Raw genomic sequence first — 24955 nt, 5'->3', positions numbered from 1 at the left:
TTCAACTTCTAATAATTTTCTTTAGTGGGTTATTGTTCAGTGCAAATGTTGTCGAGATAATTCGCACTGAATCTTTTCCTATCCCATCATTTTTTCAATTGGCATCACTAAAATAGAGTTACAACCTAAGGCATTAAGTTGCTCCATGGTTTCCCAAAAGAAGGTTTCAGTTGCAACAACATGCACGGCAACTATATCGTCTCGACCTGCTAATGGCAGAATCGTTGGTGTTTCTTTGCCTGGCATTAGCGCGCTAACTTGGTTAATTTTGTCTTTCGGCGCGTGCAACATAATGTACTTACTTTCTTTGGCTTTCATTACCCCTTGAATACGTGGCAATAAGGTATCGAGAATGGCTTGTTTTTCCGGTGCCAAAGCATCAGCGGTTTGAATAAGTGAGGCTTTTGAGCGAAAAATTTCCTCAACTTCAACAAGACCATTGGCTTCTAGTGTTGCGCCGGTAGAGACTAAGTCACATATGCCATCAGATAGGCCAACACGAGGCGCCACTTCAACAGAGCCTTTCAATAAGCAAAACTCAACATTTATGCCATTGGCTTTTGCGTAGCGGTTTAGTAGCTGCGGGTAAGTGGTGGCAAATCTCAGGCCGTCGAGACTTTGTACTCCTTGATATTCAAAGCCTTCTGGCATAGCGATGGATAATCGACAGCCACCAAAGTTTAAGCCTGAGGTGCGAATGTATTGTGATTTTTGCCCCATTAATTCGCGCTCTAACGCGGTTTCTTCTAAGGTGTTGTCGCCGACAATCCCTAAATCACATACGCCGTCCATCACCAAACCTGGAATATCACTGCTGCGTACTCGCATAATATCGATAGGCATATTGGTGACGTGGGCGAGTAAGCGGCGATCTGATACGTTGAGCTTTAAGCCACAGCGTTTTAATAAGGCTTGGGTGTCTTCACTTAAGCGACCTGATTTTTGCATTGCGATGCGTAAACGTGGTTCTGTTGTCATGTTCTTTCCTATTAAATTTTAAATTCTGTCTTCATTTAGTCGCTTTTTTTGTTGTTAAAATTGCTCAAAAAATATCATGTATATACAATTCTAAGGCCATAAAAATGCGAAAACCCCCGAGAGAGGTGAACTCTTTCGGGGGTTTAGAAATTAATTTTTATTTATCTTACACCGCTGAAAGGTTCATAGCCCCTCAGCGAATAAACCTGAGCAGCTAATCCGTATGATGGTGATGAAGATGGATGGCAATCAGGTTTAATATCATTTGTTGTCTACTCTATTAGTATTTCATTAATTTGCTGTAAGTTTAAAATGGCTTTGCTTAATGTATGTTAAACAAAAGCTCGTAGATAAATTAAAGTAGTTACTTTAATTTATGTTTTTACATTACGTTGATTTTATCACTAGAGCAAGTGTTTAATTTTGCATCGATATTATATTTTGAACTAAGTTAGTTTGCTTTCGATCTAAGAACTAGTATGCGGGACTATTAAAGCTTTTCTTTTGATTGTCGATAAAGAAGCAAGGCTATGCAATAATCTCAGTGCATATTTTAAATTTACTCAATAGCGCGTTATTAATAACGGGAGGCAAGCATGGATATTTTTACTACGGCGTTAACACGTGTTGTTCCCGTGCCGATTAAACGTGCAAATTTAAAAGTGAAAGCGCTAGCAAAAGAAGCCGCAGCAACGGGGGTTTCGGATGATATTCAAGGTTTAGAAGATCATGAGTATTATTATAAAAAACCGTCATACAGTGAAAGTGAGCAAGAGCAAGCGGTAGAGGCAAAACCTGATAGTGTTATTGAACCTTCTCCTGTGCCTTCTGATAATACTGGTCAGAATATAGATATCTTTGATGATAATGATGTTGAGAGTAAAACCAGCAAAGATGACAAACCCCATTTAGATATTTTTGTTTAACATTTTTTAGCGAATTAATCGTTTTATCTCACTAACTTTCCAAGCAGTTAAACTTTATATTTCGATAAATATCAACTCGCATCTTAAAGTGGCTTGGGTATAATGAGCGCAAATTCCTTTATACCTTTTCTTAATGAGTGCTGTAGAACACGCGTTTTCACATCAAGGAGTCTTAGCTAAAGCGATTAATGGCTTTTCTCCTCGTCAAGCTCAACTTGATATGGCACTCGAAGTGGCTAAGGCTATCGAACAAAAAAGTTCGTTAGTGGTGGAGGCCGGAACAGGCACAGGCAAAACTTTTGCCTATTTAATTCCTGCTTTGTTGGCGAATAAAGCCGATGCTGAGCGTGATCAAGGGCAGAAAAAAATTATTGTCTCTACAGGGACAAAAAACCTACAAGAACAACTATTTCATAAAGACTTACCGTTAATTCGTAAAGCACTGGCCAGTAACGCACAAGTCGCTTTATTAAAAGGGCGGGCTAATTATCTTTGTTTATATCGCTTAGAACAATATCAGCAATCGCGAGGCCAGCTCGACGCACAAACTTTGGCAGATTTTGTTAAAGTTCGGGCCTGGGCTAATGGCACGCAAAGTGGTGATATTGGTGAAGTGGTCAATGTAACTGAAGGCTCGCCAGTTTTTCCGTTTGTGACCAGCACGGTTGATAATTGTTTGGCAAAAGATTGCCCAAATATAGATGATTGTTACTTAATCAAAGCACGCGAAAAAGCGATTGATGCCGATCTAGTGGTGGTTAATCATCACTTGTTTTTTGCCGACATGGCATTAAAAGATACGGGGTTTGGAGAGTTGATCCCAAAGGCTGACGTGATGATATTTGATGAAGCCCATCAAATTGCTGATATTGCCAGTGAATATTTTGGTGAAGCGTTTTCAACACGGCAATTACTCGATTTATGTACGGATGTTTTGCAGGTTTATCGCAGTGAATTAACTGACGTCAAACAGCTGGGTAGAGCGGCAGAGAAGCTATTGAAAACCAGTCAAGAATTTCGCTTATTATTTAACTATGATCCCGAGCGAGGAAACTGGCGAGAAAAACATCAGCAACAACGATTTTCACACGCCTTTGCCTTACTTAAAACTGATTTAGACTTTCTTTATCAAGTTATTAAGCTTTGTGTTTCTCGTAATGAAGCGATAGATAATTGTTTTGATCGTGCGGTTAACTTATTAACTCAGTACGAAATAATGGCCGATGTTGATGCCATGGGCATGAGTTTTTGGTACGAAACCACTCCTCGTCATGTGGTGTTGCATAAAACACCATTATCGGTTGCCGATAAGTTTGGCAACTATGTTAAGGAGTCGGGGGCGGGTTGGGTTTTTACCTCAGCCACGCTGGCAGTTGATGGCGAATTTAAACATTTCTCACGTCACTTAGGCATAGAGAATTCAGCAAGCTTACTACTAGATAGCCCGTTCGATTATGGCAAACAATCTCAACTGATAATCCCGCGTTATTTACCGGCTGCTAATGATAGAAATAGAGCCAAAGCGTTAGGTGAGTTAGCAAAACCGTTAATTGCAGCAAGTGCTGGGGCATGTTTTATGCTATTTACCAGTTACCGAGTGATGCACCAAGTCGCTGAATTATTGGCTGAAGAAATTGAAAACCCCTTGTTAGTACAAGGGCAAATGGGCAAGCGTAAGTTACTGGAAGAATTTGTTGAGCAGCGAGATGCGGTATTGCTCGCCACGGCAAGCTTTTGGGAAGGAGTTGATGTGCGTGGTGATAAACTTACCTGTGTCATTATCGATAAATTACCTTTTGCTTCGCCTGATGACCCGTTATTACAGGCGCGCAGTGAAGATGTTCGACGCCAAGGTAAAGACCCATTTGCTCAAATTCAATTACCGCAAGCCGTTATTGCGTTAAAACAGGGCGTTGGTCGGCTAATTCGTGATGTTAGTGACAATGGTGTACTGGTTATATGTGATGATAGGTTGGTTAATCGTCCTTATGGCGAAGTGTTCCTAAAAAGTTTACCGGAAATGAAGCGTAGCCGAGATATTGGTCAAGCTGCTGATTTTTTATCAAAACTAAGTTAATGCTGATATACCAAGATATTATCTATTAATTTGCATAATAATTAACACTTAATGTAAAGACTGCTCAAACATCAGTAAAAATAGTGATAAACTCGCCCGCAAGAAATAATGCGAACTTTAAAAAGGTTTTTTGACGTGAATTTTTTGGCCATCGACGCCTCAACTGAAGCATGTTCAGTTGCAATAACATTTAATGATAAGCAGTTCAGTGAATATGAGCTCTGCCCTCAGTCCCACAGCTTACGTTTATTACCTATGGTTGATAATGTCTTAAAGCAAGCCAACTGCAAGTTAGCTGAGCTTGATGGTATTATTTTTGGTCAAGGACCGGGCAGTTTTACCGGTGTGCGTATTGGTATTGGCGTAACACAAGGTTTGGCTTTTTCAGCTGAATTGGCCGCGCGCGGTGTTTCAACGCTGCAGGCGATGGCGCAACAAGCGTATATCGATAAAGGCGAACGTCGCGTTATTGCGGCAATAGATGCACGTATGTCGGAAGTTTATACTTGCTATTTTGAAGCAGATGACCAAGGCATAATGCAAGCTAAAACTGAAGAAACTGTGTTAAAGCCGGAGTTAGTAAATCAATATTATAAGGACTTATCTTTACCTGCCTATGGTGTTGGTACGGGCTGGGATGCTTATACAGAGTTAGCGACATTGAAAGCAAACGCTGGTTCGCCTGAAATATTATTTCCAACCGCTCAAGCCATGTTAGCAATTGGTAAAATCGATTTTGCTCAACATAGTGTTGACGCAGAACACGCTCAACCGAAATATGTGCGAGATACGGTATCGTGGAAGAAACTTCCCGGACGAGAGTAGTTTTTAACTTGTAATAAAGCATTTGTCAGGCCTTATCCCAAGTTAATTTTATAATGTGAAGATAAATAAAACTATTTTCACTTTGATTAAAATTTGTTAGATTACCCCGTATGCAAGTGAACAATTCTTCAAACATAGCAAGCAGCGCAAACTTACCGGTTCGCGCCCCTAGTTCAGTACAAGCTCAAGAGCAACGTACTCGCGCTGTGGCACGTGAAGAAAACCAAGCACAAAAGTCTCAAGCGGATGCAAATGCACAGCAGCGTTTTGATATTGATGAACAAGCCATTGCCTTAATTGAACGGGAACAGTTACAGCCGTTTAATAATGCCAGCCAGCAACAAAGCAGTGGCAGCAATAATGACAATAGTCGTTACGACGCACCGTCTAGCCAAAATCAGTCAGCTGTTGCGGCTTATCAGTCGGTAGACTCAATTGCTCAACGCGATAATATTCAACAAGTTTTTGGCGTCGATTTGTTTGCCTGAGCTATCTAAAAATTTCTTACCTCCAGAAAAAAAATTGAGTTTTCAAGCAAGATATCAATTTTGGTTGTTATTTGCCTTTGCGTTAATCGTATTACAAATTCCCATCGTTTCAATTCCTTTTAAGTGGCTAGAAAGTTATTTTCACGAAATTAGCCATGGTTTAACGGCAATAATAACCGGCGGCACTATCGTACAAATACAGCTGTTTCCTAACGGTGCTGGCTTATGTACTACTCGTGGTGGCTCAACACTTCTGATCAGTTTAATGGGCTATGGTGGTGCAATTCTTTGGGGCGGATTGCTATTTTCGTTAGCGTCTATGCATCGTAATATTGCCCGCGCTTTTTCAATCATTTTATTGTGCTTACTCAGTGCTAGTATTTTGTTATGGGTTAGAGACTTACTGACATTGTTTATTGTCTTGGTACTTATTTTGTTAGTAGCGGCACAATTAAAATTTTCATCGCATAATATTTTGCAAAAACTATTGCAAGTCACTGGTTTATTAGTGTTAATTAATAGCTTAATGAGTCCATTATATTTACTTGATGGCCAAGCTCGGGGTGATGGGGCGGCATTAGCTGACATCACCTTAATTCCTGAAATTGTCTGGGTGATAATTTGGTTTAGTGCGGCACTTTTTATGACATATCGATTAAGTAAAATTAAATTTACACGCTAGTTTAAGTACATTGCTTAAAAGGCAATGAATATGAGACAAAGATGTTGCAACCTAACAAGATAACAGAAATAGAATTTAGTATAGGTTCAAAAAAAATTGCCGCGTTAACGAATGGTAATGATAGTGCAGCTAAATTATTGTGTTTACATGGTTGGTTGGATAATGCCGCGAGCTTTCAACCACTGTTCCCTTACCTTGATGAATTTCATCTGATCGCTATTGATTGGCCGGGTCATGGTTTGTCAAGCCACCGCAGTGAAGATGCACACTATCATTTTCTTGATTGGCTATACGATCTGGTGCAATTGTTTCAATCACAACAGTGGTCAGAAATTGATATCGTCGCCCATTCAATGGGCGGGATGGTAGCTTCAGCATTTGCTGCTGCGTTTCCAGAATATGTTAAGTCATTAACCTTGATTGATTCTATTGGATTATTGGCCATAGATAGCAAAGAGACTACCCGCCAATTGCGCAAAGGCATGTTTAGTAGGTTATCCCGCAGTGATAAAAATATTCGTTATCACCCCAGCATGACTTCAGCGGTTGCGGCACGAACATCAGTGTCGGATTTAAGTACGGAAAATGCTCAGTTGATTGTAAGTCGAGGTATCGAAAATACCGAAAAGGGTTATCAATGGCGCTCTGATAGTCGCTTGCGTGCGACTTCGCCGTACCGATTTAGTATGGCTCAGGTTAAGCAAATAATGACTGATATTCAAGCTCCAACGCAACTGTTATATGGCAATAAAGGTATGGATATGGTAAGCCTTGGATTGCAGGAGTTTGGTGGATTATTTACTTCATTAGAATGCCACGAACTTGTCGGTGGTCATCATGTTCATATGGAACAAGCTGAAAAAACGGCCAAGCTGATTGCTAACTTCGTCAAATAAGATAATTAAGATTATATACAGAGTATTTTTGTAGTCAGTTAATCTATACTGAATTAAGTAATTTCGCGTTAAATTTAAACAAGTGTTTAAATTTACTGGATCGACCAGTGAAAATTTGATAAAACGTATCATTAAAATTAAGAATAAGAAATAAAAGAGGAAAGGCACTGTGGAAAAAATTTGGCTTGAGAAGAGTTATCCTCCTGGCGTTCCATTTGATATTGACCCTGATAAATACGCTTCAATCGTTGATATGTTCCATAAATATACTGAGGTATATGCAGAACGAGCTGCGTTTATTAACATGGGCGCGGAGATCAGCTATCGTGAACTTGCTCAACAAGCCACTGCCTTTGCTGCCTATTTACAAAATGATTTAGGGCTAGTGAAAGGCGATAAATTTGCCATCATGGTGCCAAATTGTTTGCAATATCCTATTGCATTGTTTGGTGCCTTGTTGGCTGGCTTAACTGTTGTTAATGTCAATCCTCTCTACACTGCGCGCGAATTAGAACATCAATTAAAAGATTCCAATACCAAGGCGATTTTGATCATTCAAAATTTTGCCAGTATTTTGGAAAAGGTTATTGATAAAACACCGGTAGAAAAAGTTATTTTAACTTCGCTTGGTGATCGCTTAGGTAAAGTGAAAGGCGCGGTTGTTAACGGTGTTGTTAAATATGTTAAGAAAATGGTTCCGGCATTTAAAATTGCCAATGCCGAGCATTTTAATAAGGCATTGGCAAAAGGCTATAAGTCGTCATTTAAGGCGGTTTCACTGAGTGGCGAAGATTTAGCTTTTCTACAATATACCGGTGGTACCACAGGTGTCTCAAAAGGCGCTATGCTAACGCATCGCAATATGGTTGCTAATTTAGAGCAAGCGAAAGCAGCGATTAAGCCACAATTGGAATACGGTGCCGAGCTTGTGGTAACCGCGCTACCGCTTTACCATATTTTTGCACTAACCGCGAATTGCCTAACCTTTATCACCCTTGGTGGAACCAACTTATTAATTACTAATCCACGTGATATGCCGGGTTTTGTTAAAGAGTTAGCGAAATATCCTTTTACTGCCATTACCGGAGTAAATACGCTATTTAACGGTTTGTTAAACACGCCAGGTTTTAGTGAACTTAGTTTTGCTAATTTAAAAATATCACTTGGTGGTGGTATGGCGGTGCAACGTCCGGTTGCCGAAAAGTGGGAAAGTGTCACCAAAACCCGCTTACTTGAAGGCTATGGTTTAACGGAATGTGCCCCGTTAGTGACGCTATGTCCATATAATCAAACACACTACAGTGGTAGCATTGGTTTGCCGGCATCCTCGACCGATATACGTATCGTTAAAGAAGATGGCAGTGACGCTGGTGTTGATGAGGCGGGTGAAATGTGGGTTAAAGGCCCGCAGGTTATGAAAGGTTACTACAATCGTCAAGAAGCCACTGATGAAATTCTTAAAGATGGTTGGTTAGCAACAGGTGATGTTGCTTGTATGAATGAGCAAGGTTTCTTCAAAATTGTTGACCGCAAAAAAGATATGATCATTGTTTCTGGCTTTAATGTATTTCCAAATGAAATTGAAGAAGTTGTTGCCAGTAATGAAGGGGTATTAGAAGCTGCTGCTATTGGCGTTCCACATGACGTTTGTGGCGAAGTGGTGAAAATATTTGTGGTTCGTAAAGATCCTGAACTAACCGAAAAAGATCTTATTAAGCATTGTCGTGAAAACTTAACAAATTATAAAGTCCCTAAAATTGTCGAGTTTCGTGACGACCTGCCGAAAACCAATGTTGGTAAAATATTGCGTCGCGAGCTGCGTTAATTCTACTAAATCAAAATAGAAAAAAGGCCAACTTACTGTTGGCCTTTTTTATTGTCTAAAATTACGTTAAACATAAACATCAAAACGAATTTGTTAGTTAAGTTTATATTGCAACGGTTTATTGTGCGTTTAATCGTTGGCCGTTTATCGCTTTGCTATCATCCGCCATTAAATACACATAAAGCGGCATAATATCTTCTGGTGAGGCAATGCTGTCTTTATTCTCTGCAGGGTAGGCGCTATTGCGCATATTCGTACTCGTTGCACCAGGATTAATGGCATTAGTTCTTAATGACGTATTTTCGTATTCATCGGCAATAACTTGCATCATACCTTCTGTAGCAAACTTAGAAACACTATAGGCTCCCCAATAAGCTTTACCTTTATTGCCAACGCCTGAAGAGGTAAAGATTAATGACGCGTTTTCTGCTTTTAATAATCCCGGTAATAATGCCTGAGCCATTAAGAATTGTGCATTAACATTCACTTGCATAACGTCCGTCCAAATTTGCTGATGAATTTGGTTAAATGGCGTTAACTCGCCCAACATTGAGGCATTAAGTAATGCGCCGTCTAGTTTGCCGAACTGACTAACAATAGTGGAGGTTAAGTCGATGTAGTTTTGTTTAGTGGCACCTTTCATATCTAGTGGCACAATAGCGGGCTCAGGGTGACCGTTTGCTAATATTTCATCATATACCGCTTCAAGCTTTGCGACGGTTCTTCCTAACAAAATAACGGTTGCACCTAACTCAGCGTAAGTTAATGCGGCTTGGCGACCGATGCCTGCGCCAGCACCTGTGATAAGTATGGTTTTGTTCGCTAAAACTTGTGGGGTAATTGAGTAGTCAAACATCTGAATTAATTGCTAATAAAATTTGCTGATAATTCTACTACTTTCAGCACTATGCTGACGAGTGTTTTTGACCTTAAACTACAATTCATTAACAAAAACTAACAATAAATCAAAAAATCACTAGCACTTGATCTATTCTTGAGTTAAGTTTAACTGGTCTAACAAGTTGAAATTAATGCTAGGATAGGTATAAAAGTCAACAAAACTATAGAACAATAAAAACATATTCTTAAAAAATAGTTAAGTTTATAAAAATAAAAGACTAGTCCGTGGGGAGATAAAATGAAAAAGCTAGTACTCAGTCTCGCAATTGCCAGCACATTAGGTTTAAGTGCTTGTGACGACGAAACCATAAAAGACGTTGAAAAAGAAGTTGTGGATAATGGTAGCGCCGTTACTCCAACAGCTCGTGTTAAGTTTGACCCAAGTGCTGGCGCTGCCGGACTTTCTATTCCAAATGATCTAATTTTTTCCGGTACTGTTGACGGTACTCTAGAAATACCTGTTGATGACCCTTTAGATGGTTCAGACCCTTTTGTGGCAATTAGTGCGCTTGACGGCTGGTCAATATCGCAACCATTTTCATTGGCGATTGAATTCCCAGCAGGCACCTCTTTAGACGCGACCAGTGTCGACCCTTCTGCTGTTCGTATTTTTGAAGCTGTGATGGGTGGAGACGCAAATGATAGCGACTGTACTTCTGTTACTCGTGGTTTAGCGTGTAAAATTGTTGGTGAGTTAACCTTTGGCCAAGATTTCGTCACACAAGCATCAGGTAATAATGTTAGTGTTATCCCAATGCAGCCATTGAAAGCCGAAACAACCTACATCATGGCAATGACCAATAGCCTACGTGATAATAACGGTAAGGCGGTTGCGGGCTCAAGTACCTATGAATTAGTACGTCAAGATATCAATACTTTGCCGCTAGGTAATGCATCACAGCTAGCACTTCAAGGCACAGTCAATAGCTATGAAGCGGCATTAGTTGCTGCAGGTGTTGATAGCGATACGCTAATTTATAGTGCGGCGATGACTACGCAGTCAACAACACGTGTTTTAAGTACCGTTAAATCATTATTGGCTGCTGGTGTACCACAAATGTTGGCTGACGCTCTAGCCGGAACACCGGCAATTGGTATCGCTGATACCGGTATGTCAGTGGCAAACGTGCTTGATGGTTTAATTCCTGCTGATTTAGTGCCATTATATTCTTCTGCTAACTATTTCCGTGGTTCAATCACCTTACCTTATTACTCTGGTATACCGTCGGCTGAAAATCCACTAGCACCTGCAAATGATTGGTGGCGTGCTCGTTGTGATTCAGGCGCTACGTTAGCAGGTCTAGCTGCAACAAACCCAAGTGCTATTCCAGCCGGACCATTGGATGCGAATGACGGCTTTTGTATGAATTTTGGTTTACGTGATTTAAGCTCTGTTGTTGCAGTTGATGCTGAACGTAACTTAACTAAATTCAATCCAATTCCAGCTACTACTGCCATGTTACCAATTGATGTACAGATGACTACGCCTGATCTAGCTGTAGCGAATGCGATACGTGCAACTATGACAGATAGTGAAGGTAATCCCTTGCTAGCACTTGAAGAGCCAGAAAATGGCTGGCCAGTTGCCATGTTAGTGCATGGTATTACTTCGACTAAAGAACAAATGTTACCAATTACAGGCTTGTTATCTTTATATGGTATTGCGACCATTGCTATTGACCAACCATTACATGGTAGCCGTGGCTTTGATTTAAACGGTGACGGCATTGATGATATCAATACCAGCACAGTTTCAACGTTGCATTATGTAAACTTAGCTAGCATGTTAACTATGCGTGATAATACCCGTCAAAGTACCGCTGATTTACTAGGTTTACGTTTAGGTATTAACTTTTTAGGCGGTGTTGACGGCGACGGAAATCCAATTAAAGTCGATAGCTCTAAAGTTCACCTTTTAGGTCATTCATTAGGCGGCATTTACGGTATGAATACTGTTGGGTTAGCAAATACAAGTTTAGACCCTCAAGTTGACGGCTTATTCAAAATTGCCAGTACATCACTGGCTATGCCAGGCTTAATGTTGGCTAACTTTGGTATCGAGTCACCAGCATTTGAAGGTTTAGCTAAGTCTAACTTAACACTAGAGTTATCTCCGGACTTTAAAGCTGCGGTTGAAGCAAATTTACCTGCTGATTATACACAGCAGCAATTAAGTGACTTTTACTTTGCTTTTTATGACGCTTTAGATGCAACACAAAAAGCGACTCTAGATGCGGGTTTTGCTCAGTTTACTTTTGCTGCACAAACCGTGACGGATTCAGGCGACCCAATTGCTTATGTACAGGCATTAGCTGCTACTAACACGCCAACTCATTTAATTGAAGTCGTTGGTAACGGCGTTGATAATTTGTCTGACCAAACGGTAACCAATACAGCACCATTTACGCCTATGGGTGGAACAGAGCCTGCTATCGCATTGTTAGGTTTAGCTGGCGTTAGTGAAGATACAAATGGCTCAGGTGCTGTTAGGTTTGTTAATGGCCACCATAGTTCAATTCTGGACCCGCGTCCGAATGCAGCATCGCCTGATGCTGAATTAAGTGGCAGAGCAACCCAAGAAATGCAAACGCAAGTTGCGACATTCTTTGCCTCAATGGGGCAATTAATTAAAGTAACTGATGCGGCTGTTGTTCAACAATAATTACTACAGTTAATGTTTAAATTTAAAGCCCTCATTTGAGGGCTTTTTTATTTGCCTTTCATATCTTCTAAACGCTTGTGTCGTAATAAAATGTCGCAATTAGGCCTTTTATTTTTTCACTTAACCCCCATATAATTAACCAAGAATTGATGCAATGCGCTTATGTTTAATAAGTATGTCGTTGTGATATATAGAGTAGAGTTTTTTCTTAGGAGAAAAACATTGGAATTTTTGTACGAATACGGATTGTTTTTAGCTAAAGCAATTACTTTTGTTGTCGCTGTTATTGCTATTATTATTGCCATAGCTTCTTCAGCGATGAAGCAAGGTGGTAAAAAAGGCGAATTGGAAATTACCGACTTATCAGAGCAATATAAAGAAGTTGAAGAGGATATTGTTCATCATTTACTATCAAAAGAAGAGTTAAAGGAAAAAGAAAAGCAAGATAAAAAAGCCGCGAAAGAGCAAGCTAAAGCCGATAAAAAGGCCGCGAAAGATCAGTCGGCGGATGAGAAGGAAGCGGAACCGAGATTATTTGTCGTTGATTTTAACGGTAGTATTGATGCCAAGGAAGTGAGCTCTTTACGTGAAGAAATATCAGCCATTTTGACGGTAGCAAAACCAAGCGATGAAGTGTTTGTACGTTTGGAAAGTGGCGGTGGTATGGTACATGGTTATGGCTTAGCGTCTTCGCAGTTAGATCGCATTCGCCAGCACAATATTCCATTAACCGCATCGGTAGATAAAGTCGCTGCTAGCGGTGGCTACATGATGGCCTGTGTGGCAAATAAAATAGTGTCAGCACCTTTTGCTATTATTGGTTCAATCGGTGTGATCGCTCAAGTGCCAAATTTCAACAAACTACTTAAAAAGAATGATGTTGATTTTGAACAATTTACGGCAGGAGAGTTTAAGCGAACCGTTACTATGTTTGGTGAGAACACAGATAAAGGTCGCGAAAAGTTTATTGAAGAGCTTGAAGAAACTCACATTCTGTTTAAAAACTTTGTTAGTGAACATAGACCTGAGTTAGACATTGCCAAAGTTGCAACAGGTGAACATTGGTTTGGTACACAAGCTAAAGAACTCGGTTTAGTTGATGAATTACAGACCAGTGATGACTACCTGCAAGCACGCTGCAAATCTCACAAACTTGTACAAATTAAATATGCCACGAAAAAAGGTTTAGCAGAGAAGCTTTCAAAAGCGGCGTCTTTATCTTTCGACAGCATTATTAGCAAAGTTTGGCAAAATAACCGTATCTTCCCAAGTTAAGCTTAATAACCTAAGCATGCTAAATGTAGGCTTAGGTTAAACTAAAATGCTTTAGGCATAAGTATGAAAAGTAGTTTTTGGCATAAGTGTTGGGAACGGAACTCGTTAGGATTCCATCAACAGCAAATACACCCATTTTTAACTGAATACTTTAAGCCCATGTGCTTACCTTCAGATAAACGTGTTTTCGTGCCTTTGTGCGGCAAATCACTCGATATGACGTACCTAGCTCAGTTTTTACAGGTAACGGGAAACGAGCTAAGTAATATTGCCTGTCGAGATTTCTTTATTGAAAACGATGTTGAATATCAGCAAGACAGTATTGGTGATTTTAAACATTATTTTTGTCCTGATGTATCCTTGTTGCAAGGTGATTTTTTTAAGCTATCTGTGGATATAACAGGGCCTTTTGATTGGATTTATGACCGAGCGGCATTAATTGCCTTACCTAAGCTAATGCAACAGCAATATGTTGCACATTTACAGCATTTCTTTACCGCTAATACGCGACTATTTTTGGTAACGGTAGAGTTTCCACAGAAGCAATTAGAAGGGCCTCCTTTTTCCATAACGTCTGATGATGTTGCTGAATTGTTTTTAGGTTATAAAATAACTTGTGTGGCGACCAAGGATGTAGCGGATAAACAGTTTGCCCAGAGACGTTTTGATGTTGATTATTTAACGGAGAAGCTCTATATCATTACCTTGGCCGATTAAAAGAGCCAAGAGTCTACATAGTATTTGTGCGGTAAAACAAAAAAGGTGCCCAAATGGCACCTTTTTTATTGCGAGCATTAATTCTAGAGAAATTAATTTGTTACCAAACTATGATTATTCGGCAAGAGATGAAATTTTAACACTTACATCATGGTGTTTTTCAGCTTTAGCACTTGCCATCGCTACTTGAGTACGAGCCAATTTTTCGATAGGGTTAATCTCTACCGTGTTAAGCTTGATTGATTGTGCTAAATCTACTTTAGCAATTTCCAAAAATTCAACTGTATTAGTTGGTTGTACTTTTACTAATTCTGTTGCTTGGCTGCTGTTTGCCATGAAAGCTAAAACAGCAATAGCTGATAATTTTAAAATGTTGTTCATAAGTCACCTGTAATAAAACGTCAATAGTCCTTATAGATGTTTTGGGACTTTTTCTTTTCACGTGCAAACAAGGGTTGGGAGCCTGTTTGTTTTCTACCCGCTCAGTGCGGGGCAAAGATGAAGTCCTTCATCTATGGCGAGTATATTACGGTAAAGCTGGTAACTTTTAAAATGACAATTTATAATGTTTTTCATTAGAAAAACTAATCCGACTACTTATGTCGCTATTATGATGAATTATGCAGTCGCAATTTATCATTTATTTGAAAATACAGGTGTAACTTGGCCAATAGACTCCCACCATTAAACGCTTTGAGAGCATTTGAAGCCTCGGCTAGACAATTGAGCTTTACTCGTGCCGCAGAAGAATTATTCGTCACTCAGGCGGCGATAAGTCATCAAATAAAAGCCTTGGAAGATAATTTAGGCATAAAGTTATTCATGCGTAAAAATCGCGCTCTGTTGTTGACCGAAGAAGGGCAATCATATTATTTAGATATTAAAGATGTTTTTAACTCTTTGCATGAAGCAACGGAGCGGCTACTAGCACGTGGTGCAAAAGGTGCGATAACGGTTAGTTTGCAGCCAAGCTTTGCGATTCAGTGGTTGGTACCGCGACTTAATACCTTTAATTTATTACATCCTGATATAGATGTGCGAATCAAAGCCGTTGATCAACCCGAAAACTCATTAACTGAAGATGTTGATATTGCCATATATTATGGTCGTGGGCGTTGGAGTGGTATTCATGCGGAACAATTGCATACCGAGTATTTAATTCCTGTTTGCTCACCCTTATTGATGGCAGGTAAAAAACCATTGAAAAAAATCGCGGATCTGGCAAATCATACCTTATTGCATGATACCTCACGCAGAGATTGGAAACGTTGGTTTAAACATGTTGATGTTCGAGGTGGTAATGTTAATCATGGCCCAATATTTAGTCATTCTGCGATGGTGGTACAAGCAGCAATTCATGGCCAAGGGGTTGCCTTAGCGCATAGTGTTTTAGCCAAACCAGACATTGACTCTGGACGCTTAGTTTGTCCGTTTAATGAAGTGCTTGTTAGCAAAAATTCTTACTACATTGTCTGTCGAGAACAACAAGTAGAGCTAGGAAAAATTTCAGCCTTTCGTGAATGGGTGTTGAAAACAGTGGCAGATGAACAAGAATTATTAGAAGAAGGGCAGATTGTCTAATGGCTGAAAATAACAGTATTGAAGACTTGCCAGAAATACGTCAAATTTTAAACACAGTTGATAACGCGAAAGCATTAGTTATATTTGCCCATGGCGCTGGTGCCGACATGGAACATGAATATATAACCGAGCTAACTCGTTTATTAAATAAGCAGCAATTGAATGTTCTACGATTTAATTTCCCTTATATGGATAAGCGTAAACTTGATGGAAAAAGACGACCACCCGACCGAATGCCGAAATTAATTGCATGTTATCAGCAGGTGTTAGCTGGTGTTAACAGCCGGTTGCCTATTTTTATTGCCGGTAAATCTATGGGCGGCCGAGTTGCTGCTACTATTGCGAGTGACAAAGAACTCACAGCAAAACATCAGCTGCAAGGTGTGATATGCCTAGGCTATCCATTTCATCCGGTTAAAAAGTTGGATAAATTACGTTTAACACCATTACAAGAAACTCAATTACCGATTTTGATATTACAAGGTCAACGGGATGCTTTAGGTAGTGAAACCGAAATTGAAAGTTATGATTTTTCTGTTAAGTGTCAGGTTCATTTTTTTACCGACGGCGACCATGATTTAAAGCCAAGAGTAAAATCGGGCTTTACCTTAAAGCAACACCGAGCTTCAGCCGTATTAAAAATGAAGGGGTTTATTGATGAATACAGTTAAAATAGCGAAGCTTCTGACACTATTTGTTGGTATCAGTGGCTGTTTTTCGGTATTATTCGGCGCTTGGTTAGCGCATGGCGGACAAGCGTTACCACTTGCACTACAAGATAGATTGTCGATAGCACTTCAATATCAATTTATTCATACACTTGCATTAATATTAACGATTATTTTATACAAGGTTCATCGCAACATTGTACTGATATTTGCCGCGATATTTTTTGCATTAGGTATTATATTGTTTAGTGGTAGTTTATATATTAAAACCTTTTTCGATGTGACCATGATCGGAAAATTGGCCCCTTCAGGTGGGCTTTCATTTGCACTTGCTTGGCTGTTACTTGGTTATGCTGGTGCAAAAATGTTTCAACATAAGTTAGGTAATTAATTTAAATGACTGCAATAGTTTTATATTGTCGCCCAGGATTTGAAAAAGAATGTGGCGCAGAAATTCAAGAAAAAGCGGCATGGACCGAAGTGTATGGCTATTTGCAGCTGACCAAAAACCAAGGTGTGGTTTATTTTCACCTAAATAATCCCGCAGAAGGTGAGGCATTGATGAACAAGATGCCATTACGACGTCTGATTTTTGCTCGCCAATGGTTTATGACGGTAACTGAAAAAATTGAATTACCTGACTATAATCGTGTTGAAACGATAGTTGAAGCATTGGGTAACGAATGGCAGTATGCGGATTTACGCATGGAAACACCGGATACTAATGATGGCAAAGAACTCTCTAAGTTTTGTCGTAAATTAGCGGTGCCATTACGCCAAGCGTTAAGAAAAAATAAAGTATTGACGGAAAAGGGCAATAAAGATGGTGCAATTTTGCATGCTTTATTTCTTTCTGGCAAAGAAGTTATTTTTGGTTTTTCGCTTGCGCATAATACCTCAGCGCATGTAATGGGGATCCCTCGTTTGAAATTCCCTAACGCATCACCAAGTCGCTCGACATTGAAATTAGATGAAGCTTTTTTACACTTTATTCCACGCGATGAGTGGGAAACACGCTTAACTTCTGGTATGAATGCCGTTGATTTAGGGGCGGCGCCAGGTGGCTGGACTTATCAATTAGTTCGTCGCGGCATGATGGTCACGTCTATTGATAACGGTCCAATGGCTGAATCATTAATGGAAACCGGACAAGTTAAACACCGGATGATGGATGGCTTTAAATATGTGCCACAAAAGCAGAATGTTTATTGGCTAGTGTGTGACATGATTGAAAAGCCACAGCGCGTTGCTAAATTAATGAGCGAATGGTTATTGAAAGGCCAGTGTCAGGAAGCAATATTTAATTTGAAATTGCCGATGAAAGGGCGATACCAGCAAGTTACAGAAGACTTACAAAGCATCAAAGATGCGTTTTCAACCTATAAAGTAAAATATGAGTTGTATGCTAAACACCTATATTATGATCGTGAAGAAATTACCGTACATGCCCGCTTATTATCACCAGCACCGATAGAGTTGTAGCCAGAATTTAAATAAGTTGCGCTATTTCTGTGCCCGTCATTATACTATTAGCCATAATGACGGGTATTTTAGTTATTAGCCTCCTATTTTTCTAAAGAGCAGGGCTAATGCTAAAAGTAATATCGGTAATACGTTAGGTTCATTAACTGAGATATTTTGCAAACTGCCTTGTAGTTGGACATTTTGAAAAGCTATTGCTTCACTTCCCCCGTTTACTTTTGCAGTTAATTCTAAGGTTAGTAAATTTCCAGAGCCGGCTAATGCTGAAGAAAAATGTTGAAATTCATTGTTAAGCAATACGGAGTCGACTGATATAGGGTCTGAAAGTGATATTTCGCTGCCACTTTCTAAAGTATAGTCGTATGAAGTGCTTTCATCTGTTAATCCTTGAAAAACGGTTACTAACGGAGCATTGTCAATGCTATATCGCCACCAAAATTCATCACTATCCTCAAAGTCTCCCATCGCCGCCATATCAATTAAAAACGTTAACATGGTTAAATTACTAATATCAATTTGCCAAGTTGCCGTGGCAAAGGTTGTCGAATTATCGGGGTTGACGGTATCAACGATACCAAAAAAATTCTGATGGTTACTACTGTCTATGATCCCCAAGCTATCAGAAGCGGCAATATTACTATCATCTAATAGTGAGGCGGCAATATCGCTATCAACACCTCGTTGATAAATTTGAAAAGCATCTTCGCTGCTAGAAAAAGCGTTGTGATGCTGATTTTCATAGTTAATGAGTGAACTTGAATTTGGTGCCAGTAAATCAAAATTGATTAGTGAGGCATTCGATGTGAATGCTGTAGCATAAACTAGCAGTAGGGCAAAAATTTTAACGGCAATATGTTTCATAAAAAGTCCTTTTTTATTCAATATATTATCCAAGAAGAGCTTTATCTATTTGTAAATACCGGCAATTAACGACATCTAATACGGCTACCGTCCTCTTTGGAATAGTGTGGTATTACAGCTTATTGTTTAACAATGTGCATTTAGCCATCGCAAAACATTCCCTAGTATAGTTGTCGTTTTTATAATTGCTAATTCATAGCTATAAAATTATTAGCGTGCGTTGTGCTCGCAATTTGTAGTTTGTCGTTATGCATAAAAAAACCAAGCATTAAGCTTGGTTTTTATTGCTGATAATTAGTGTGTTTTTACAAACGCTCTAGTACTGCATCGGTAAAGTCAGTAGTACCGTGTGTGCCGCCTAAGTCGCGAGTCGTGCGATCACCTGTGGCAATGACGTCAGTTAGTGCTGTTCTGATCTTGTCAGCTTTATCGCTCATTTCTAAGTACTCTAGCATTTGCAGTGCAGCTAAAATGACTGAAGTAGGGTTTGCCAAGTTTTTGCCTGCAATATCAGGTGCACTACCATGAACGGCTTCAAAAATTGCACAATCTTCACCAATATTAGCGCCTGGTGCCATACCTAAACCACCAACTAAACCAGCACATAAGTCAGAAAGTATATCGCCGAATAAGTTAGTGGTAACAATGACATCGAATTGCTCAGGATTCATCACTAACTGCATGCAACAGTTATCAACAATCATTTCTGTTGATTCAATTTCAGGATAACGAGCAGCAACTTCACGGGCAACTTTTAAGAACAGGCCAGATGTTGATTTTAAAATGTTAGCTTTATGTACCGCTGTTACTTTTTTTCGACCTTCTTTGCGGGCAGTTTCATAAGCAAACGTTAGTATTTTTTCAGCGCCTTCGCGTGTCACGATACTCATCGCTTCTGCTTGTGTTCCATCTTCAGAAACCACTTGGCCAGCACCTGAATACATACCTTGCGTGTTTTCTCGAACAGTTAAAATATCGATATTTTCATAGCGAGCTTTAGTGCCTTTAAAAGAAAGTACAGGGCGTAAGTTAGCATATAATTTGAACTGCTTACGCAAGGTAACATTAATTGAAGTAAAACCTTCGCCTACCGGTGTGGTAAGTGGGCCTTTTAAAGTGACTTTGTTTTTCTTGATTAGATCTAATGTCGACTCAGGAACAAGATCACCGTGGTTTTCTAGTGCGGTTAAACCGGCATCCGCATACTCATATTCAAAATCACAACCTGCTTTATCTAGTACTTTAATTGTTGCGTCTATAATGTCTGGACCTATGCCGTCTCCAGGGATTACCGTGATGGTTTGTTTAGCCATTGTTTTATTACCTTTTGAATATTACTTTTCGTGAGTGACGAGAATCGAAATTTGTTGATTAAACATACAACAAATAGACGGCGAGATTCTTGATCTAGCACCGCTTTAATAGATTTAGTCGCATTAATATTGGCAATTATAGCAACTAATCGGAGCAGTTAGTGAAATTTGCACTTAAACTTTAGTCTTATTTATTGCAGAATTTGACGTTTTTGTTGTAATAAATTGAAATGTATAACTTTTGTCGAACTTTAACATTGATGAACAGGTATTTATAGTATTGCTTAGCAGTTGATTAATAATGATTTCTGGAGAAAAACTGAGCTAACTATTAAGTAACTGCATAAAAACGTTATAAGCTTTGGAACTGTTGATACGCCGTTTTACCAATGGCAGTTAAAATACCATTAGCGAATAATAGCGCGGTACATTCGTCTTGGGTGGTTATGCCATCTGATTTTACGTGTTGAGTGCGGTAGAAACTCACTTGATAGCGAATATTATCAACAATCTTAGCTTCGGTAATATCCGGGCTACCCAGTTGTTCAATTGCACTGTCAAAATTAAATTTTTCTAAAGTTAGTTTAGCGATAAATTGTCGATTGTAGGCTTCTCGATCTTCCCATTGCATTTTGGCTGGGCTGTCATCATAAAAATTAACAACTAAGCCAACAAAAACGCCATATACAGCTAACGCAATTAGTATTCTAACAATGACTTTTTTATTCACTTTTTTTCCTTGAGCCTTTCTACAATGGTTTTAGCTGGTATATTTTACTAACTATAATTTAAATTTTCATTTCTGGCTGCGATTCTGTCTTATTTTAAAGGTGATTAGTCGCATTAGAAAGTAATATTGGCGATGTTACCAGAATGTTAAGTGCTGGCAAGTGCATTTTCACAAGGTAATCTAATATCTTTTAAATTAAATCCTAGGGGAATGTCGAGCTTTAATGTCAGTAGTTGTCTACTAAGTGCTATTTGGTCTTTGTGTTGCTCTAGCTTTTCTCGGATGCTATTTTTTAGATCATCGGCAGCTAAGGTGCTTTTTATTGAACCATACTGATTAAGCAACTTGGATGCAGTGACTTGTCCAACACCAGCCACACCAGGTATTTTATTGGTGCTATCGCCGGTTAATGTCCACAAATCCATTAACTTATCAGGTTTGACATTAAATTTGTTTATCACATATTCGTCATCTAAATAGCGGCGATTAAAGTAGTCGTATACCTTAATATTAGGGCTTAATAGTGATAAAAAGCATTTATCAGTTGAAACAATCGTAATATTTTGACCTCTTAGGGCGACCTTTACGGCTAATGTTGCAATTAAGTCATCGGCTTCATCTTCTTCTGATATCAGCGAGTCGACAAATTTTTTCATAAATGAATCTTGAATATCAGCGAGCTTGTTAGCCAAGTGCTCGGGCATTTTTTTACGCCCTTTCTTGTAATCAGGATAAATGTCATAGCGCCAGCAAGGGTTTTGCGAGTCAAATACCGCGAGCGCGTGACTGGGGAGCAATTGCTCAATAATTTTACTGAGTGCTTGCTCACAGGCCTTAGCGGTATTGAATAATACTTGTTGCTTGGTATTTTCAGCTAATTCATTATTCATTAAGAACGGCCGCTCTTGAACCGCGTATATTCTTCGAATTAAGTTTAATGCATCAATTAATACCAAGTGTACGGCCATAAAACTTAACCTTCAATAACCTTATAACAAGGGATATATTTGCTACCTGGAAGCTTCATACGTTGTTGCTTCACAAAAGAATTTAATAGGGTATCCATTAAGGTCATCATTTCTTTATCACCACTAATTTCAAATGGCCCATGTTCTCGTATCGCCTTGATACCATTAGCTTTGACATTGCCAGCAACTATACCCGAGAAGGCTCGGCGTAAGTTGGCAGCTAATGAAGCTATATCTTGTTGATAATGTAAATTTAACGAGGCCATATTGTCGTGATCAGGCTCAAAAGGGTGTTGAAAGTCCGCTTCAATAACTAACGACCAATTAAAGTGATATGAATCGCCGGTATGTTTACGGTGAGCCACGACATCTTCAGTGGTTGATTTAAAGGTCTTTGCGACTAACTCTGGATCATCAATAATGATGGTATAAAGTTGTTGTGCAGTTTCACCAAGAGTTGCGGCAATAAATTTATCTATTTGTGCGAAATATTCGGCGCTCTCACGTGGCCCAGTTAAAATAATCGGTAGTTTTTGTGATTGGTTTTGTGGATTAAGCATGATGCCAAGAATATAAAGTAACTCTTCAGCAGTACCTGCGCCACCTGGGAAGATAATGATGCCATGCGACATACGGACAAACGCCTCTAAGCGTTTTTCAATGTCAGGCATGATCACCAATTCATTAACAATTGGGTTAGGTGGCTCAGCGGCAATAATACTAGGCTCTGTTAAGCCGATGTAACGACCGGTTGTATTACGCTGTTTTGCATGGCCAAAAGTGGCGCCTTTCATTGGACCTTTCATGGCGCCAGGGCCACAACCCGTACAAATATTAAAGCCGCGCAAGCCTAATTGGTAACCAACTTCTTTGGTATATTTATATTCAGTATTATTAATGGAGTGGCCGCCCCAACAGGTGATCAAGTTTGGGGAACTGTCAGGAATAATGGCATTGGCATTTCGTAAAATATCAAAGGTGATGTCAGTTGCACTATCTTTGCATTCAGTAGCGCCATCATAACGATTATTGATAAATAAAATATCACGTAACACGGCAGATAGGTGTTCTTGGATACCTTTAATAATGGCACCATCAACAAAGGCATGCTCTGGCGGATTATTTAATGCCAATTTTACGCCTCTTTCACGGCGTAACACTTGAATTTGAAAGTCGAGAAATTGTTGATAAATATCTTCGGCATTATCGGTATGACTACCGGCATTAAGCACCGCTAGGGAACAATTTCGATAGAGATTGTAAAGCTTACTCGTTGCTGATTGTTGTAAATGATCGACTTCAGCTTGGGATAGTAGGTTCATATTACCTACTGGGTTTATTTGGGTATGCATAGCTCGACCTCCTCGATAATTATTTTATCCGTAAATAACTCTATTTTTTCCGTCTTTTTTGGCTTTGTACAAAGCATCATCGGCACGTTCAAATGCGGAATGAACATTGTCGTCTTGCTGAACTAAAGACACACCAATGGACAAGGTGATACTGACGCGATTATTTTTGAAGGTAAATGGTAAACTAGCGACTTTTTTGCGTAATATGTTGAGCTTGTTAATAACAGTGATTTTATCGACACCACTATAAATCAAGACAAACTCTTCACCACCGTAGCGGCCAATAAAGGCTTCATTACCAACAACTTTTTTTAAGGTATTCGCTATAACTTGTAGTGTTTTGTCACCAGCAGTGTGGCCATAGGTATCATTGATACGCTTAAAATCATCTAAATCAATAACAGTTATCGCTAAATCAAAGTTTTTGTGATGAAAGCGAACAATTTCTCGAGCAAAATGTTCATCAAAGGCGGCGCGATTGCCTAGCTTAGTTAAAGCATCTTGCAGACTTTTTGCTTGTTGCTCTTGAATACGCTTTTCAAAATTTTGACTTTGTTGCTCAAGCTGCTCAACTTGTGCAGACATTTTATTTAATTTTTTCTCTAGTGCTTGACGTTGTTTTTCTTCTAATTGCGTTTTCTTTTCTAATGTTTTAGCAATATGCAGGAGCTTATCATTAACGTCTTCTTTCATATCGGTTAATGAATTTGCTTGCTTGATGCCGATACTCATTTCATTAATTTTTTCGTGCAGCTCTTTATTTATCTTGTCTTGCTTTTTATTTGAATCTGAATTTGACGCTATGGTTGAGCTAACCGAAGCTTGTACTGTCGCTAAGGTTTCGCTTAAGGTCGATAAAAAAATCTTCGCTGTACTGCGTTCTTGTTTAACATCTTCAATAATGAGATCGAAAACATTCAAACATTTTGTCATCAGCATGTGATTTGAAATATTTTCATTTAAGCTGGATTTTATTTTTTTAATATCAGCCTTGTGTTTTGCTGACATCACCAAGCTGTTGAGAATAGAGTCAAATCGAACTAATAGCTCTTTTGACGCAACTTGTTGGGAGTTTCCGCTTTCAGCTTGATTAATGCTAGCATCAACTTTATTAATTTTTTCTACTGAAACAGCATTGTTTTTATTTAACAAGCCAACGCTTGGGGTTTTGTCTTTAGCTGCTAATGCGGCTTCATAAAATACAATAAATTCACTTAATAACGGCACGTATTGAATTAATGAATCTTGACTTTGCTGATTATTTTCAACCAATAGTTTTAACTGTTTACGATCTGCTGCTGACAAGTTTCTAATTTTTTGTAAACTGATGCCAGAAGCTTGCAACTGCTCGTGCATTTTTTTGATGTTTTTGTCATTTTGCACTGAATGTTGCTGCAACAGCTGTGAGATGGTTTTAATTTCATTTTCTAAGTCAGCGAAGCTAGTTGCACTTTTTAGTGACGCTCGCAATTTTGCTAATTTATTGTCTAATAATTTATCAATTCCTTTACAGGCTTGAGAAAGCTTACCGATAAAGTTGGTAAGTAAAGCAGATTGTGCACTAAACTCTTCTTCAAGTTCACTACGAGCGTTAATAGCGGCATCAAGCTTTGATTTCAAGTGGCTGATGGTTTGTTCCGCAATGGTATTGTCGCCCATAAAAAATCTTCCCTAACTGGATATTTAAAAATAAAACACTAAATTTTCTAAATCAAAATAAGGTTTTATGAGTAATGTTAAAACCTTATA

23 protein-coding genes are annotated in these 24955 nt (G+C 39.1%); 14 read left to right on the top strand and 9 right to left on the bottom strand.

Annotated elements, in window-relative coordinates; all coding sequences use genetic code 11:
• Positions 1 to 78: 78 nt before the first annotated feature.
• The gene (hisG, locus tag AC27JP_RS10170) at positions 79 to 978 is read right to left on the bottom strand and encodes an ATP phosphoribosyltransferase (RefSeq protein ID WP_487114659.1); all 900 of its coding nucleotides are present in this window, start codon (positions 976 to 978) and stop codon (positions 79 to 81) included.
• Between the two features lie 596 nt (positions 979 to 1574).
• On the opposite strand from hisG, the gene AC27JP_RS10165 reads away from it, so the two are divergent.
• The 7 genes from AC27JP_RS10165 to fadD all read left to right on the top strand — a co-directional run bounded on the left by AC27JP_RS10165 (position 1575) and on the right by fadD (position 8697).
• On the top strand, positions 1575 to 1904 hold the full coding sequence (locus AC27JP_RS10165) for a hypothetical protein (RefSeq protein ID WP_487114657.1): 330 nt from the start codon (positions 1575 to 1577) through the stop codon (positions 1902 to 1904).
• A gap of 133 nt (positions 1905 to 2037) precedes the next feature.
• On the top strand, positions 2038 to 3981 hold the full coding sequence (gene yoaA, locus AC27JP_RS10160; protein WP_487114655.1) for a DNA repair helicase YoaA: 1944 nt from the start codon (positions 2038 to 2040) through the stop codon (positions 3979 to 3981).
• Between the two features lie 135 nt (positions 3982 to 4116).
• Entirely contained in the window at positions 4117 to 4806 is a 690-nt protein-coding gene (gene tsaB, locus AC27JP_RS10155) for a tRNA (adenosine(37)-N6)-threonylcarbamoyltransferase complex dimerization subunit type 1 TsaB (protein ID WP_487114653.1), read from the top strand.
• 110 nt (positions 4807 to 4916) lie between these two features.
• Positions 4917 to 5294, top strand: a complete 378-nt coding sequence (locus AC27JP_RS10150; protein ID WP_487114651.1) for a hypothetical protein — start codon at positions 4917 to 4919, stop codon at positions 5292 to 5294.
• Complete coding sequence (locus tag AC27JP_RS10145; protein ID WP_487114649.1) at positions 5287 to 5976, top strand: M50 family metallopeptidase; 690 nt, start codon at positions 5287 to 5289, stop codon at positions 5974 to 5976. The genes AC27JP_RS10150 and AC27JP_RS10145 overlap by 8 nt, the downstream gene beginning before the upstream one ends.
• A gap of 41 nt (positions 5977 to 6017) precedes the next feature.
• Complete coding sequence (locus AC27JP_RS10140; protein ID WP_487114647.1) at positions 6018 to 6872, top strand: alpha/beta fold hydrolase; 855 nt, start codon at positions 6018 to 6020, stop codon at positions 6870 to 6872.
• A gap of 169 nt (positions 6873 to 7041) precedes the next feature.
• The gene (gene fadD / locus AC27JP_RS10135) at positions 7042 to 8697 is read left to right on the top strand and encodes a long-chain-fatty-acid--CoA ligase FadD (protein ID WP_487114645.1); all 1656 of its coding nucleotides are present in this window, start codon (positions 7042 to 7044) and stop codon (positions 8695 to 8697) included.
• 118 nt (positions 8698 to 8815) lie between these two features.
• Here fadD and AC27JP_RS10130 read toward each other — a convergent pair whose 3' ends face one another.
• Entirely contained in the window at positions 8816 to 9553 is a 738-nt protein-coding gene (locus tag AC27JP_RS10130) for a YciK family oxidoreductase (protein ID WP_487114643.1), read from the bottom strand.
• A 282-nt stretch (positions 9554 to 9835) separates the two neighbouring features.
• Between AC27JP_RS10130 and AC27JP_RS10125 the strand changes: the two genes are divergently transcribed.
• From AC27JP_RS10125 to tmpT, 3 genes are all read left to right on the top strand, one after another.
• Entirely contained in the window at positions 9836 to 12259 is a 2424-nt protein-coding gene (locus tag AC27JP_RS10125; protein ID WP_487114641.1) for a VolA/Pla-1 family phospholipase, read from the top strand.
• Between the two features lie 222 nt (positions 12260 to 12481).
• Entirely contained in the window at positions 12482 to 13534 is a 1053-nt protein-coding gene (gene sohB / locus AC27JP_RS10120; protein ID WP_487114639.1) for a protease SohB, read from the top strand.
• A 63-nt stretch (positions 13535 to 13597) separates the two neighbouring features.
• The gene (tmpT, locus tag AC27JP_RS10115; RefSeq protein WP_487114637.1) at positions 13598 to 14251 is read left to right on the top strand and encodes a thiopurine S-methyltransferase; all 654 of its coding nucleotides are present in this window, start codon (positions 13598 to 13600) and stop codon (positions 14249 to 14251) included.
• Positions 14252 to 14365: 114 nt separating this feature from the next.
• On the opposite strand, the gene AC27JP_RS10110 is transcribed toward tmpT, so the two are convergent.
• Entirely contained in the window at positions 14366 to 14632 is a 267-nt protein-coding gene (locus AC27JP_RS10110; RefSeq protein ID WP_487114635.1) for a hypothetical protein, read from the bottom strand.
• A 282-nt stretch (positions 14633 to 14914) separates the two neighbouring features.
• Between AC27JP_RS10110 and AC27JP_RS10105 the strand changes: the two genes are divergently transcribed.
• Genes AC27JP_RS10105 through rlmM form a run of 4 tightly spaced genes read left to right on the top strand, consistent with a single transcriptional unit; the run spans position 14915 to position 17982 of the window.
• Positions 14915 to 15832: a transcriptional regulator GcvA gene (locus AC27JP_RS10105; protein WP_487114633.1), complete on the top strand. Its 918-nt coding sequence runs from the start codon at positions 14915 to 14917 to the stop codon at positions 15830 to 15832.
• Positions 15832 to 16503, top strand: coding sequence for an alpha/beta family hydrolase (locus tag AC27JP_RS10100; RefSeq protein WP_487114631.1), 672 nt, complete (start codon positions 15832 to 15834; stop codon positions 16501 to 16503). Before AC27JP_RS10105 ends, AC27JP_RS10100 begins: the two co-directional genes overlap by 1 nt.
• Positions 16490 to 16891, top strand: coding sequence for a DUF423 domain-containing protein (locus tag AC27JP_RS10095; RefSeq protein ID WP_487114629.1), 402 nt, complete (start codon positions 16490 to 16492; stop codon positions 16889 to 16891). The genes AC27JP_RS10100 and AC27JP_RS10095 overlap by 14 nt, the downstream gene beginning before the upstream one ends.
• A gap of 5 nt (positions 16892 to 16896) precedes the next feature.
• Positions 16897 to 17982, top strand: coding sequence for a 23S rRNA (cytidine(2498)-2'-O)-methyltransferase RlmM (gene rlmM, locus AC27JP_RS10090; RefSeq protein WP_487114627.1), 1086 nt, complete (start codon positions 16897 to 16899; stop codon positions 17980 to 17982).
• Positions 17983 to 18057: 75 nt separating this feature from the next.
• On the opposite strand, the gene AC27JP_RS10085 is transcribed toward rlmM, so the two are convergent.
• From AC27JP_RS10085 to AC27JP_RS10060, 6 genes are all read right to left on the bottom strand, one after another.
• On the bottom strand, positions 18058 to 18843 hold the full coding sequence (locus AC27JP_RS10085; protein WP_487114625.1) for a hypothetical protein: 786 nt from the start codon (positions 18841 to 18843) through the stop codon (positions 18058 to 18060).
• Positions 18844 to 19148: 305 nt separating this feature from the next.
• Positions 19149 to 20156, bottom strand: coding sequence for an isocitrate dehydrogenase (locus tag AC27JP_RS10080; protein WP_487114623.1), 1008 nt, complete (start codon positions 20154 to 20156; stop codon positions 19149 to 19151).
• A 352-nt stretch (positions 20157 to 20508) separates the two neighbouring features.
• Positions 20509 to 20886, bottom strand: coding sequence for a DUF3192 domain-containing protein (locus tag AC27JP_RS10075; protein ID WP_487114621.1), 378 nt, complete (start codon positions 20884 to 20886; stop codon positions 20509 to 20511).
• Positions 20887 to 21032: 146 nt separating this feature from the next.
• The gene (gene xni, locus AC27JP_RS10070) at positions 21033 to 21854 is read right to left on the bottom strand and encodes a flap endonuclease Xni (RefSeq protein ID WP_487114619.1); all 822 of its coding nucleotides are present in this window, start codon (positions 21852 to 21854) and stop codon (positions 21033 to 21035) included.
• Positions 21855 to 21859: 5 nt separating this feature from the next.
• On the bottom strand, positions 21860 to 23206 hold the full coding sequence (gene ppnN / locus AC27JP_RS10065; protein WP_487114617.1) for a nucleotide 5'-monophosphate nucleosidase PpnN: 1347 nt from the start codon (positions 23204 to 23206) through the stop codon (positions 21860 to 21862).
• Positions 23207 to 23230: 24 nt separating this feature from the next.
• Complete coding sequence (locus AC27JP_RS10060; protein ID WP_487114615.1) at positions 23231 to 24865, bottom strand: GGDEF domain-containing protein; 1635 nt, start codon at positions 24863 to 24865, stop codon at positions 23231 to 23233.
• Positions 24866 to 24955: the final 90 nt, after the last annotated feature.

Source organism: Colwellia sp. SU-HH01172 (assembly GCF_057553355.1).
Note: the sequence above shows the minus strand (reverse complement) of the source record. Positions and strands in the feature narration are given on the sequence as shown.

Excerpts from the sequence above, each read along its gene's own strand:
- hisG (WP_487114659.1), bottom strand. The coding sequence starts at position 978 with ATGACAACAGAACCACGTTTACGCATCGCAATGCAAAAATCAGGTCGC.
- AC27JP_RS10165 (WP_487114657.1), top strand. The coding sequence starts at position 1,575 with ATGGATATTTTTACTACGGCGTTAACACGTGTTGTTCCCGTGCCGATT.
- yoaA (WP_487114655.1), top strand. The coding sequence starts at position 2,038 with ATGAGTGCTGTAGAACACGCGTTTTCACATCAAGGAGTCTTAGCTAAA.
- AC27JP_RS10150 (WP_487114651.1), top strand. The coding sequence starts at position 4,917 with ATGCAAGTGAACAATTCTTCAAACATAGCAAGCAGCGCAAACTTACCG.
- AC27JP_RS10140 (WP_487114647.1), top strand. The coding sequence starts at position 6,018 with ATGTTGCAACCTAACAAGATAACAGAAATAGAATTTAGTATAGGTTCA.
- AC27JP_RS10130 (WP_487114643.1), bottom strand. The coding sequence starts at position 9,553 with ATGTTTGACTACTCAATTACCCCACAAGTTTTAGCGAACAAAACCATA.
- AC27JP_RS10125 (WP_487114641.1), top strand. The coding sequence starts at position 9,836 with ATGAAAAAGCTAGTACTCAGTCTCGCAATTGCCAGCACATTAGGTTTA.
- tmpT (WP_487114637.1), top strand. The coding sequence starts at position 13,598 with ATGAAAAGTAGTTTTTGGCATAAGTGTTGGGAACGGAACTCGTTAGGA.
- AC27JP_RS10110 (WP_487114635.1), bottom strand. The coding sequence starts at position 14,632 with ATGAACAACATTTTAAAATTATCAGCTATTGCTGTTTTAGCTTTCATG.
- AC27JP_RS10100 (WP_487114631.1), top strand. The coding sequence starts at position 15,832 with ATGGCTGAAAATAACAGTATTGAAGACTTGCCAGAAATACGTCAAATT.
- AC27JP_RS10095 (WP_487114629.1), top strand. The coding sequence starts at position 16,490 with ATGAATACAGTTAAAATAGCGAAGCTTCTGACACTATTTGTTGGTATC.
- rlmM (WP_487114627.1), top strand. The coding sequence starts at position 16,897 with ATGACTGCAATAGTTTTATATTGTCGCCCAGGATTTGAAAAAGAATGT.
- AC27JP_RS10085 (WP_487114625.1), bottom strand. The coding sequence starts at position 18,843 with ATGAAACATATTGCCGTTAAAATTTTTGCCCTACTGCTAGTTTATGCT.
- AC27JP_RS10080 (WP_487114623.1), bottom strand. The coding sequence starts at position 20,156 with ATGGCTAAACAAACCATCACGGTAATCCCTGGAGACGGCATAGGTCCA.
- xni (WP_487114619.1), bottom strand. The coding sequence starts at position 21,854 with ATGGCCGTACACTTGGTATTAATTGATGCATTAAACTTAATTCGAAGA.
- ppnN (WP_487114617.1), bottom strand. The coding sequence starts at position 23,206 with ATGCATACCCAAATAAACCCAGTAGGTAATATGAACCTACTATCCCAA.
- AC27JP_RS10060 (WP_487114615.1), bottom strand. The coding sequence starts at position 24,865 with ATGGGCGACAATACCATTGCGGAACAAACCATCAGCCACTTGAAATCA.